9 protein-coding genes are annotated in these 12,769 nt (G+C 51.5%); 7 read left to right on the top strand and 2 right to left on the bottom strand.

Annotation, left to right across the window (positions count from 1 at the left end):
* Window positions 1-46 precede the first annotated feature (46 nt).
* Together LVQ76_RS18825 and dusA are read left to right on the top strand one after the other, a co-directional pair.
* Window positions 47-1,354, top strand: coding sequence for a conjugal transfer protein TraF (locus tag LVQ76_RS18825; RefSeq protein WP_232922256.1), 1,308 nt, complete (start codon window positions 47-49; stop codon window positions 1,352-1,354).
* Window positions 1,355-1,448: 94 nt separating this feature from the next.
* Complete coding sequence (gene dusA, locus LVQ76_RS18820; RefSeq protein ID WP_232865352.1) at window positions 1,449-2,447, top strand: tRNA dihydrouridine(20/20a) synthase DusA; 999 nt, start codon at window positions 1,449-1,451, stop codon at window positions 2,445-2,447.
* Window positions 2,448-2,661: 214 nt separating this feature from the next.
* Here dusA and LVQ76_RS18815 read toward each other — a convergent pair whose 3' ends face one another.
* Window positions 2,662-3,645, bottom strand: a complete 984-nt coding sequence (locus LVQ76_RS18815) for a quinone oxidoreductase (protein WP_232922255.1) — start codon at window positions 3,643-3,645, stop codon at window positions 2,662-2,664.
* A 78-nt stretch (window positions 3,646-3,723) separates the two neighbouring features.
* Between LVQ76_RS18815 and dnaB the strand changes: the two genes are divergently transcribed.
* The 5 genes from dnaB (at window position 3,724) to LVQ76_RS18790 (ending at window position 9,737) form a co-directional block, all read left to right on the top strand.
* Window positions 3,724-5,130 carry a replicative DNA helicase gene (gene dnaB / locus LVQ76_RS18810; protein ID WP_034492420.1) on the top strand — a complete coding sequence of 469 codons (1,407 nt, stop codon included), beginning with the start codon at window positions 3,724-3,726 and terminating at the stop codon, window positions 5,128-5,130.
* 163 nt (window positions 5,131-5,293) lie between these two features.
* The gene (gene alr, locus LVQ76_RS18805; RefSeq protein WP_232922254.1) at window positions 5,294-6,373 is read left to right on the top strand and encodes an alanine racemase; all 1,080 of its coding nucleotides are present in this window, start codon (window positions 5,294-5,296) and stop codon (window positions 6,371-6,373) included.
* Window positions 6,374-6,953: 580 nt separating this feature from the next.
* The gene (gene tyrB / locus LVQ76_RS18800; RefSeq protein ID WP_232922253.1) at window positions 6,954-8,147 is read left to right on the top strand and encodes an aromatic amino acid transaminase; all 1,194 of its coding nucleotides are present in this window, start codon (window positions 6,954-6,956) and stop codon (window positions 8,145-8,147) included.
* Window positions 8,148-8,317: 170 nt separating this feature from the next.
* A complete protein-coding gene (aphA, locus tag LVQ76_RS18795) occupies window positions 8,318-9,031 on the top strand; it encodes an acid phosphatase AphA (protein ID WP_232865356.1) in 714 nt (237 codons plus the stop codon).
* A gap of 352 nt (window positions 9,032-9,383) precedes the next feature.
* Window positions 9,384-9,737, top strand: a complete 354-nt coding sequence (locus LVQ76_RS18790) for an MmcQ/YjbR family DNA-binding protein (protein WP_064515391.1) — start codon at window positions 9,384-9,386, stop codon at window positions 9,735-9,737.
* Window positions 9,738-9,742: 5 nt separating this feature from the next.
* Here LVQ76_RS18790 and uvrA read toward each other — a convergent pair whose 3' ends face one another.
* The gene (uvrA, locus tag LVQ76_RS18785; protein ID WP_232922252.1) at window positions 9,743-12,568 is read right to left on the bottom strand and encodes an excinuclease ABC subunit UvrA; all 2,826 of its coding nucleotides are present in this window, start codon (window positions 12,566-12,568) and stop codon (window positions 9,743-9,745) included.
* Window positions 12,569-12,769 lie beyond the last annotated feature (201 nt).

Raw genomic sequence — 12,769 nt, 5'->3', positions numbered from 1 at the left:
GGCAGGGGCAGTTATTACATCTGATCAACAGACGGACGTGTGGTGAATGAAAAAAATGAAAACTTTGGCGGCGTTTAGCGCCGCATCTTTATTTATGGCAAATCACGCTTATGCGGCGGGCACATGGTCTGAAGCACGAAGTGATGCAATGGGTGGTACTGGTGTCGCTTCCGCGAGCTACGGAAGTGGGGTGCTTACGAACCCCGCGTTGCTGGCTAAGGCTAAGCAGGACGACACAGTGACGGTTATTCTACCGTCTGTGAGTGCGCAAATTACGGATAAAGATAATCTGCAGGATCAGATTGATGACATTAGCGATAAGGTTGATCAATACAAAAACGTTATCGACGATCTCACCCTGCAGGATATCATTTTAAATCCAAATGGTTCGCTCAGCCAGTTTCAGAGTGCTGCGGGCGATCTGGCTGGTGAGCTGAATGATCTGAAAGGAAAAACGGCAAACGCGAAGGCGGGTGCCAGTATCGCAGTCAGTATTCCAAACGACGTGCTTTCAGTGGCTTTTGTCGCAAAAGCCTATGCGCGTGCGCATGTTAGTTCTTCCATCGATCAGCAAGATATCGATTATCTCAATAGCATCGCCGGTTCTCGGGCAGTGGCCGGGGGCGTTGCGTTTGATGCCGCTATTAATGGCTCCGATGTTATCACCAGCAATCTGAATTCTACTGCTTCTGGCCGTGCGGCTATTGTCTCTGACTATGGCGTGGCGCTTGCGAAGGAGTTTGATCTCGGTGGAGTGCCGGTTTCTTTTGGCGTCACACCGAAGTTGCAAAAAACCTGGCTCTATAACTACACCACCTCGATTTATAACTACGATAGCAGTGACTGGAATAGCAGCCGCTATCGCAATGATGATACCGGTTTCAATGTGGATGCGGGCCTGGCGGCCGATTTCGGCGAAAACTGGACGGTTGGTCTGAGCGGTCAGAACCTGATTTCGCGTGACATTGATACCAAAGATATTCTGATCACCAATGGCAGAACCGGTGAGACAACTAACTACAAAGACACGTACCAGATTCGTCCATTGGTGACGGCTGGTGTAGCCTGGCATAACGATCTCATCACCCTTAGCGCCGATGGTGATCTCACCGAAACCAAAGGCTTCAAAAGCGAAGAAGACTCGCAGTACGTTGGCGTCGGTGCAGAAATTACGCCGCTGCCATGGCTTGCCGTGCGTGCGGGTTATCGTGCCGACGTCAAATCAAACGACAGCAACGTCTTTACCGGCGGTGTTGGTTTTGCGCCATTTAATCGTGTTCATGTTGATTTAATGGGGCTATACGGCGAAGACCAGACATGGGGGGCCGGAGCGCAGCTTAGCGTTACCTTCTGATAAAAATAGCAGTCGGGACGAGCGGGTGTCCCGACGCTGCTTTATGCTATAGTAGCGACCCTTTTTTAACCGTAGCCCGTAAACGCCAGTGCCTATGTCCTCACAAATCAGCCAGACTCCTTTCCAGCCACATCGTTTCTCTATTGCGCCGATGCTTGACTGGACCGATCGCCACTGCCGTTATTTTTTGCGTCAGTTATCTAGCCAGACACTGCTGTACACCGAAATGGTGACAACCGGTGCAATTATTCATGGCAAAGGGGACTATCTGGCGTACAGCGAAGACGAGCATCCTATCGCGCTGCAATTAGGCGGTAGCGATCCGGCTGCATTGGCTATTTGCGCGAAACTGGCGCAAGAGCGCGGCTACGATGAAATTAACCTGAACGTGGGTTGCCCGTCAGATCGTGTGCAAAATGGCATGTTTGGCGCGTGTTTAATGGCGGACGCGCAGCGCGTTGCCGATTGTATTAAAGCGATGCGTGATGTGGTTTCTATTCCGGTTACTGTCAAAACGCGTATCGGCATTGACGACCAGGATAGCTACGAATTTCTCTGCGATTTTATTGGCACGGTAGCCGGGAAGGGTGAATGCGAGATGTTTATCATCCACGCCCGTAAAGCCTGGCTTTCTGGTTTAAGCCCGAAAGAAAACCGTGAAATTCCACCGCTGGATTACCCGCGTGTTTATCAGTTAAAGCGTGATTTCCCGCATCTGACGATGGCGATTAACGGTGGAATTAAAACGCTGGAAGAAGCTAAAACGCATCTGGAACATATGGACGGCGTAATGGTGGGGCGCGAAGCCTATCAAAACCCTGGCCTGCTGACGGCGGTTGACCGGGAGATTTTTGGTATTGATTCGCCGGAAATCGACACCGTTGCAGCGGTTCGTGCCATGTATCCGTACATTGAGCGTGAACTGGCAAACGGCACTTATTTAGGCCATGTCACTCGCCATATGTTGGGACTTTTCCAGGGTATTCCGGGTGCGCGCCAATGGCGTCGTTATCTGAGTGAAAATGCCCATAAAGCCGGTGCAGGAATCGACGTTGTGGAACATGCTTTGTCGTTGGTTGCGGATAAGCGCTAAATTTTAGCAGCAATAACCGTGTGAATTGCTCAGGTATTGCGGAGTTGATCACAACCTCGCATCTTTCTGGCTAAGTTCGCGGGCTGTGGGATATCAATTATTTACCAAACCTGACATTATTACCGGGTTGCAAAAAAACGAATTCATCGCGCTGTACCCTACATACAGAGCGAACAAAAAAAGAATGGGCTTCCCTCGGGAGGCCCAAATTCTTTTATGGAATCAGCAAACTAGAACCTTGCGTGCTGCGGCTCTCAAGTGTTGCATGAGCCAGTGCAGCATCGCTCAGGGCAAACTTCTGGCTATCCGCCACATCCACTTTTATCACGCCGCTGGCAATCAACGAGAACAGCTCGTTGCACGCTTCTTCCAGCTCTTCACGCGTGGTGACGTAACCATTTAGTGACGGACGCGTAACATACAGCGAGCCTTTCTGGTTCAGGATCCCCAGATTCACGCCCGTCACCGGGCCGGAAGAGTTCCCAAAACTCACCATCAAACCTTGCCGTTGCAGGCAATCGAGCGACGATTCCCAAGTATCTTTCCCGACCGAGTCATAAACCACCGCCACTTTCTTGCCGCCGGTTATCTCTTTCACCCGTTCGACAAGATTCTCTTCGCGATAGTTAATGGTTTGCCAGGCTCCGGCTTTTTTGGCGCTTTCTGCTTTTTGCGCAGAACCGACAGTGCCAATTAATTTGGCACCCAGCGCTTTTGCCCACTGGCAGGCAATCAGCCCCACGCCGCCGGCTGCAGCATGGAACAAGAAAACTTCGTTGGCTTTAATATCGTAGGTTTTACGCAGCAAATAATAGACCGTCAGCCCTTTAAGGAAGGAAGCAGCAGCTTGTTCGAAAGAGATAGCGTCCGGGAGTTTTGCTACTTTATCTGCCGGTACGTTATGAACACTGCTGTAAGCGCCAAGTCCTGACTGTGCATAGACCACACGATCGCCAACTTTAATATGTGTTACCGCGCTGCCAATTTTACTGACTACGCCCGCAGCTTCAGTGCCGAGGCCGCTTGGTAGCATCGGAGGTGGGTATAAACCGCTGCGAATATAGGTGTCGATGTAGTTGATACCAATCGCTTTGTTCTCAACCTGGACTTCGTTTTCTGCGGGTGCGGTTGGGGTGAATTCAACAACTTTTAAGACTTCTGGTCCGCCGTGCTGACTAAATTCAATGCGTGTTGCCATGAGAACTCCTTCTGTTTCCTCGGAGGGAGATAGAGTAAACTCTCGTCTCTCTTATCTGATTTTGGTAACTCCCTCACTATGGCAGGAAATAAACCCTTCAACAAACCGAAAGAACCCCGCGATCGTCAGATGGAAGGGCTGAAAATGCCGCCACATTCTCTGGAAGCGGAGCAGTCGGTGTTGGGCGGTTTAATGCTGGACAACGAACGCTGGGATAACGTTTCCGAGCGCGTCGTGGCTAACGATTTTTTCAGCCGTCCACACCGCATGATCTTCACCGAAATGCAGCGTTTGCTCGAAATGAGCAAGCCAATCGACCTGATCACGCTTTCTGAATCTCTGGAACTTCAGGGCAACCTGGAAAGTGTCGGTGGTTTCGCCTATCTGGCCGAATTATCAAAAAATACGCCAAGTGCTGCGAACATCAGTGCTTATGCTGATATCGTGCGCGAACGTGCCGTAGTGCGTGAAATGATTTCTGTGGCGAATGAAATCGCCGATGCCGGTTACGACCCTCAAGGGCGAACCAGTGAAGATTTGCTCGACCTCGCCGAATCCCGTGTGTTCCAGATTGCTGAGAGCCGTGCGAATAAAGACGAAGGTCCGAAAAGTATCGACCAAATCCTCGAAGCGACAGTCTCGCGTATCGAAACGCTGTACCAGACGCCACATGATGGCGTAACGGGTGTGGATACGGGCTACCAGGATTTGAACAAGAAAACAGCGGGTCTGCAAAAATCGGATCTGATCATTGTGGCGGCGCGTCCGTCGATGGGTAAAACCACCTTTGCGATGAACTTGTGCGAAAACGCCGCGATGTTGCAGGAAAAACCGGTGCTGATTTTCAGCCTCGAGATGCCCGGCGAACAAATCATGATGCGTATGCTTGCGTCATTGTCGCGTGTTGACCAAACCAAAATCCGTACCGGCCAGCTTGATGATGAAGACTGGGCGCGAATTTCCAGCACCATGGGCATCCTGCTTGAAAAACGCAACATGTACATTGATGACTCCTCAGGCCTGACGCCAACGGAAGTGCGCTCCCGCGCGCGCCGTATCTACCGCGAACATGGTGGCCTGAGCCTGATCATGATCGACTACCTGCAATTAATGCGTGTGCCGTCGCTTTCCGACAACCGTACGCTGGAAATCGCCGAGATTTCGCGCTCGCTAAAAGCGCTGGCAAAAGAGCTACAGGTGCCAGTCGTTGCGCTCTCGCAGCTTAACCGTTCCCTGGAACAACGTGCAGATAAACGCCCGGTTAACTCCGACTTGCGTGAATCAGGCTCCATCGAGCAGGATGCCGACTTGATTATGTTTATCTATCGTGACGAAGTTTATAACGACAACAGTGACGAGAAAGGCATCGCGCAAATCATCCTCGGTAAGCAGCGTAACGGCCCAATCGGCACCGTGCGCCTGACGTTTAACGGGCAGTTCTCGCGTTTCGATAACTATGCAGGCCCTCAGTACGACGAAGACTAAATCCTCGTCATCCTTCGTGCCACAACTGTGTTGGCTGCGTTCACTCGCCCGAATCACTTACTTTAGTAAGCTCATCGGGACGAGTTCTCTTGCCGCCTTGTTGTGAAACGAATGATTTTGAGGATTTGCGTGATCAAATATTAATTTTTAGCAAGGAACGAACATGCAAGCGGCAACCGTAAAAATTAACCGCCGCGCTCTGCGACACAACCTGCAACGCCTGCGCGAACTGGCTCCAGCCAGCCGTATGGTGGCGGTTGTGAAAGCAAACGCATATGGGCATGGTCTGCTGGAGACAGCCCAAACACTGACCGATGCTGATGCCTTCGGCGTGGCCCGTCTTGAGGAAGGTGTTCGCTTACGTGCCGGGGGCATCACTCAGCCCATTCTGCTGCTGGAAGGCTTCTTTAATGCAAGCGACCTTGCGACCATTGCCGAGCAAAATTTCCAGACTGCCATCCACTGCATCGAACAGCTTGAAGCACTGGAACAGGCTGAGTTAAGCCATCCGATTACCGTGTGGATGAAACTGGATACCGGCATGCATCGGTTGGGCATCTTGCCTGAAGAAGCTGAGGCGTTTTATCAGCGCCTTTCGCGCTGTAAAAACGTCAGCCAGCCGGTGAATATCGTCAGCCATTTTGCCCGTGCAGATGAACCAGAATCTGACGCCACACTGCGTCAGCTCGATATTTTCAATTCGTTTACCGCGGGCAAGCCTGGAGAGCGTTCTATTGGCGCATCCGGTGGCATCCTGTTGTGGCCAGACTCGCATATGGATTGGGTTCGTCCAGGCATTATCTTGTACGGCGTTTCTCCGTTGGAGCAACAATCGTGCGGCACAGATTTTGGTTGTCAGCCAGTGATGTCTCTGACTTCCAGTCTGATTGCGGTGCGTGCGCACAAAGCCGGTGAAGCGGTCGGTTACGGCGGTACATGGATTGCCGAGCGCGATACTCGTCTGGGTGTGGTTGCTATTGGTTATGGAGATGGCTACCCGCGCGCAGCGCCTTCTGGCACCCCTGTGCTGGTGAATGGTCGTGAAGTGCCAATTGTCGGGCGTGTGGCGATGGACATGATTTGTGTCGATCTTGGCCCACAGTCAGCAGACAAAGTGGGTGATAGCGTGGTGATGTGGGGTGATAGCCTGCCGGTTGAACGTATTGCTGAAATCACAAAAGTGAGTGCTTACGAACTTATTACGCGCCTGACCTCAAGGGTTGCGATGGAATACCTGGACTAGTTTTCTTGTCTTCCCCCCTCTCCCTCGGGGCTGTCTCTTAGTCTCATCTTTTTAAGTTGGGAGACAGTTCCGTTCACCCGGTGTTCCGTGTTTCATATAGCGATTGAAGCCGGAACCAAAGGTCAACGTCAAAACCCAAAGACAGCACCGAGCAGGTTTTGACCTTGTACCCGGTATAAATTGCCTCAGTGTTCCCCATAAGTCAGGGTTGAGCTGCCGGGAGCAGCGAAAGAGAGCGATCCGCCGGGAGCGAGTCGCGAACGACCCTGATGTTGGGGATAAGCTGGGGTTTACCGCGCAGCGGCAATTTAATGACCGGGCGCAAGGATTATCAAGGAGAGGGCGTTCTCTCCTTGATACGTTCACCGTTTTCGGGAATGAAAGAGATAACTGAACGCACGGGTGAACGGAAAATCAACGAGGCTTAAAGATCTCACCCTGACAAGATTGCCTGAGTGAGTTGTGTATAAGAGACCGCCCTCAGGGAGAGGGGTGTTTCTAAGCATAAACCCCTCGATCTCGCCCCAACTTCCGGTTTACATTGGTTGTCCGCGACACTGTAAACCAGGAGAACCTCACCGTGTTTCAAAAAGTTGACGCCTATGCTGGCGACCCAATCCTTTCCCTTATGGAACGTTTCAAAGTTGATCCGCGTAGCGACAAGGTCAACCTCAGCATTGGCCTCTATTACAACGAAGATGGGATCATCCCGCAGTTGCAGGCCGTGGCTCAAGCTGAAGAACGCCTGAATTCTCAACCGCATGGCGCGTCGATTTACCTGCCGATGGAAGGGCTGAACAGCTATCGCAGCGCGATTGCTCCGCTGCTGTTTGGTGCAAACCACCCGGCACTCATTGAAGGTCGTATTGCGACGATTCAGACACTTGGCGGCTCCGGTGCGTTGAAAGTGGGTGCGGATTTCCTGAAAACTTATTTCCCAAATTCCCAGGTGTGGGTCAGCGATCCGACCTGGGAAAATCATGTCGCTATCTTTGGCGGTGCCGGTTTTGAAGTGAATACCTACCCGTGGTTCGATACCGAGACCAACGGCGTGCGCTTCGAAGCATTGCTGGAAACCCTGAATACCCTACCTGCACAAAGTATCGTACTGCTGCATCCGTGCTGTCATAACCCGACAGGTTCTGACCTGACGGATCCACAGTGGGACGCAGTGGTTGAAATTCTCAAAGCTCGCGAACTGATTCCATTCCTGGATATTGCCTATCAGGGCTTTGGCGCTGGTATGGAAGCTGATGCCTATGCGATTCGCGCAATAGCTAGTGCCGGGCTTCCTGCGTTGGTCAGCAACTCGTTCTCGAAGATTTTCTCGCTGTATGGCGAGCGTGTCGGCGGCCTTTCTGTTGTCTGCGAAAACGCAGAAACCGCAAGCCGTGTACTGGGTCAGTTGAAAGCAACTGTGCGCCGCAACTACTCCAGCCCGCCAAACTTTGGTGCGCAGGTGGTGGCGTTGGTGTTGAACGACGAACAACTGAAAGCCAACTGGCTGGCTGAAGTAGAAACCATGCGTCGCCGTATTCTTGATATGCGCCAGGCTTTGGTTTCCGTGCTGAAAGCGGAAATGCCAGATCGCAACTTCGACTATCTGCTGCAACAACGTGGCATGTTCAGCTATACCGGCCTGAGCTCGGAACAGGTTGACCGCCTGCGTGATGAGTTTGGCGTGTATCTGATCGCCAGCGGGCGGATGTGTGTCGCAGGACTTAACAGCAATAACGTACAGCGTGTGGCACAGGCGTTTTCAGCTGTAATGTAAGTACTCACTTACTTTTAATCTTAAAAAGGCGATGTGTGATCATCGCCTTTTTCTATGATAAATCTTGAAAAATTCCTTCCTCTGGCGCTTTCGCATCGGTATGGTCGAATTGATTTTTGACCATCTGTTCTGCTTTATCACCCTCACTAATCATAATTAAAGGGAAAATGATGCGTAAGCTAACTATGGCATTAAGTGCCGTTTGTTTGTTATTGGGATTGAATCAGTCTGTTGTTGCTAAGGAATCTGTACCTGCTCAGCTCAACCCTGGTGTGACTGTTGCACAACTGGCTCAGCAAGTTCCTGTTCACTGGGTTTCCGTTGCTCAAATTGAAAATAGCCTGTTGGGGCGTGCCCCGATAGCGGTTGGTTTCGATATTGACGACACGGTGCTTTTCTCAAGCCCTGGCTTCTATCGCGGGCAAAAAGAGTTTTCTCCAGGGAAACAGGATTACCTGAAAAACCCTGCTTTCTGGGAAAAAATGAACAACGGCTGGGATGAGTTCAGTATGCCAAAAGAAGTGGCGAAAAATCTTATCGCCATGCACCTCAAACGCGGCGACAGCATCTACTTTGTGACAGGCCGCAGCCAGACCAAAACAGAAACCGTGACCCAAACGCTACAAAATGATTTCCTGATCCCGCAAGCCAGCGTTAACCCGGTTATTTTTGCTGGTGATAAACCTGGGCAAAATACGAAGACGCAGTGGCTGAAAGATAAGAAAATCAAAGTGTTCTACGGTGACTCAGACGGCGATATTACTGCCGCTCAGGACGTAGGTGCGAGAGGTATTCGCCTGCTACGCGCTTCAAACTCCAGCTATCAGCCATTGCCAAAAGCAGGGGCATTTGGCGAAGAAGTGATTGTTAACTCTGAATATTAATTTACCCGTCATACTTCAAGCCGCAGGTGTGTTGGCTGCGCTCACTCACCCCAGTCACTTACTTTAGTAAGCTCCAGGGGTGAGTTCACTTGCCGCGTTACTCGGCAAAGCCTCGCCTCTGTCGAGGTCAGCGCAAGCGCTGCTCAAAAGGCTAAAGCCTTTTGTCATGCAACTCGAATTATTTAGGGTAAAATCGGTTTTAATGACGCAATACCAATCCCGTCGCCGTTTTTTTCATCAAAATTTCCCCGTTGAGTTTTACCTTTTGGCTAGTTGCTCGCACACTTAGAGGTGCCAGCGACTTAAACTGGCCAGCACATCGTTTTCACGGGAGTCTCTCAAGGGGAATAAAATGACCAATTCGGAGCTATTGCAGTACTGCATGAACAAACCCGGAGCGGAACAAACGGTTCATAGCGACTGGAAGGCCACACAAATAAAGGTGGCGGATGTGATGTATGCGATGGTGCATGACGTGGAAGCACGCCCGGCGGTGTCGTTAAAAGCCAGCCCGGCACTTGCCGACTTATTACGTGAACAACATAGTGATGTGCATCCTAGCGCGCATTTGAATAAAGCGCACTGGAGCACGCTTTACCTGGATGGCACACTTCCGGACTCGCAGATTTACTACCTGGTGGATGCTTCGTATCAGCAGGCATTATCGCTGCTGCCTCAGCAAACCAGGCAGCAGCTTTCTGACTGATTCGACTATTTCAGCAAAGGCTTAAGGAAACGAGCGGTATGTGATGCCTCGCATTCCGCCACGGTTTCAGGCGTACCGGAAACGAGAATTTCGCCCCCGCCGCTACCGCCTTCTGGGCCAAGGTCAACAATCCAGTCTGCGGTTTTAATCACGTCCAGATTATGCTCGATAACCACAATGGTGTTGCCCTGGTCGCGCAACTGATGCAGAACTTCCAACAATTGCTGAATATCTGCAAAGTGCAGGCCAGTCGTCGGTTCATCGAGGATATACAGCGTTTGCCCGGTGCCGCGCTTAGAAAGCTCACGCGCCAGTTTCACACGTTGTGCCTCACCGCCTGACAACGTCGTTGCTGACTGCCCAAGACGAATGTAAGACAGACCCACGTCGATTAACGTTTGCAGCTTACGCGCCAGCGCAGGTACGGCATCAAAGAACTCACGAGCATCTTCAATGGTCATATCCAGCACTTCGTGGATGCTCTTGCCTTTGTACTTAACTTCCAGCGTTTCGCGGTTGTAGCGTTTGCCTTTGCACTGGTCGCACGGCACGTAAATGTCCGGCAAGAAGTGCATTTCGACTTTGATCACGCCGTCGCCCTGGCAGGCTTCGCAACGCCCACCACGCACGTTAAAGCTGAAACGACCCGGCGTATAACCTCGTGCACGGGATTCCGGCACGCCTGCAAACAGCTCACGCACAGGCGTAAACACGCCGGTGTAAGTCGCAGGGTTTGAACGAGGCGTACGGCCAATTGGGCTTTGGTCGATATCAATAACTTTGTCGAAATGCTCCAGACCGTGAACTTCGCGGTATGGCGAAGGTTCTGCAAGCGTTGCACCATTCAATTGAGTTTGAGCAATCGGGAACAAGGTGTCGTTAATCAGCGTTGATTTCCCGGAACCGGAAACCCCGGTCACACAGGTAAACAAACCTACCGGTAGCGTCAGTGTCACATCTTTCAGGTTGTTGCCTTTCGCACCAACCAATTTAAGTACTTTCTCCGGATCGGCAGGCACGCGGTTTTTCGGCACCACAATTCCACGTTTCCCGCTAAGGAACTGTCCGGTCAGGGATTCAGGCACATCCATGATGTCCTGCATGGTGCCTTCAGCAACCACCTGGCCACCGTGAACACCGGCACCAGGGCCGATATCGATAATATGGTCTGCGGCGCGGATAGCATCTTCATCGTGCTCAACCACAATCACGGTGTTACCGAGATCGCGCAGGTGAATCAAAGTTTCCAGTAGGCGTTCGTTATCACGCTGGTGCAGGCCGATAGAGGGTTCATCGAGCACATACATCACGCCGACAAGACCCGCACCAATCTGGCTTGCCAGACGAATACGTTGCGCTTCACCACCGGACAGCGTTTCAGCTGAACGTGATAGCGACAGATAGTTCAGACCGACGTTCACCAGGAATTTCAGGCGGTCACCAATCTCTTTCAGCACTTTCTCAGCAATTTGCGCCCGCTGGCCGCTGAGTTTCATGTTCTGGAAGAATTCCATCGCATGGCCGATGCTCATATCAGAGATAGTAGGCAACGGCGTGTTTTCGACAAACACATGGCGTGCTTCACGACGCAGGCGTGTACCTTCACAGCTTGCGCATGAACGGTTGCTGATAAATTTCGCCAGTTCTTCACGCACTGCAGAAGATTCAGTCTCTTTGTAGCGACGCTCCATATTATGCAGAACGCCTTCGAACGGATGGCGGCGCACCGAGGTGTCGCCACGGTCGTTTATATATTTGAACTCAATGCTTTCTTTACCGGAGCCGTTAAGCACCACGCTTTTCACGCTGGCTGTTAGTTCGTTCCACGGCGTTTCGATATCGAATTTGAAATGCTCCGCAAGCGAACGCATCATCGTGAAGTAATAGAAGTTACGGCGATCCCAGCCACGAATTGCGCCGCCAGCAAGGGAAAGCTCACCGTTTTGCACAACACGATCCGGGTCGAAATATTGCTGCACGCCAAGCCCGTCACAGGTTGGGCAGGCACCGGCCGGGTTGTTGAACGAGAACAGACGAGGTTCCAGCTCACGCATGCTATAGCCGCAAATTGGGCAGGCAAAGTTTGCCGAGAACAGCAATTCTTCAGCTTTTTCGTCATCCATATCGGCGACAACAGCAGAACCGCCAGATAAATCCAACGCTGTCTCAAATGATTCGGCCAGACGTTGCGCTAAATCCTCACGAACTTTAAAACGGTCAACCACCACTTCGATGGTGTGTTTCTTTTGCAGCTCAAGTTTTGGTGGATCGGATAGATCGCACACTTCGCCGTCGATCCTTGCGCGGATATAACCCTGGCTTGCCAGGTTTTCCAGCGTTTTGCTGTGCTCGCCTTTTCTATCTTTAATGATTGGCGCAAGCAGCATCAGGCGCCTGCCTTCCGGCTGAGCTAAAACGTTATCGACCATCTGACTCACGGTTTGCGCCGCAAGAGTAACATTGTGATCCGGGCAACGCGGCTCACCTACGCGGGCATAAAGCAGGCGCAGGTAGTCATGAATTTCAGTGATAGTGCCGACGGTGGAACGTGGGTTGTGCGAGGTAGATTTCTGCTCGATAGAAATCGCAGGCGACAAGCCTTCAATGTGGTCGACATCAGGCTTTTCCATCAATGACAGGAACTGACGCGCATAGGCGGAGAGAGACTCAACGTAACGACGTTGCCCCTCGGCGTATAAGGTGTCGAAAGCCAGTGAGGATTTGCCAGAACCCGAAAGCCCAGTCACGACAATCAACTTGTCGCGTGGAATGTCGAGGTTAATATTTTTGAGATTGTGGGTGCGGGCGCCCCGAACTTCGATCTTATCCATTCACCTTTCCCGGTTTAAACGCTCTTTGCCAGGCCGCACTGGAGGCCGCCGACGATCACAAACGGCTAATTATGACACAATAAAACCTGAATGGATATCCAGTGCTTTAATGCAATAATGTATATCCTACCGAGATTCTGGAATGCATCCCGCAGCTATAAAGATTAGGGGTGGCGTGGTAGAATCGAGGGTTTACACTAC

Origin of the sequence: Buttiauxella cochleicola, assembly GCF_021283185.1 — a bacterium.
GTDB classification, from domain to species: domain Bacteria; phylum Pseudomonadota; class Gammaproteobacteria; order Enterobacterales; family Enterobacteriaceae; genus Buttiauxella; species Buttiauxella massiliensis.
This window is presented reverse-complemented; position numbering and strand designations above follow the sequence as displayed.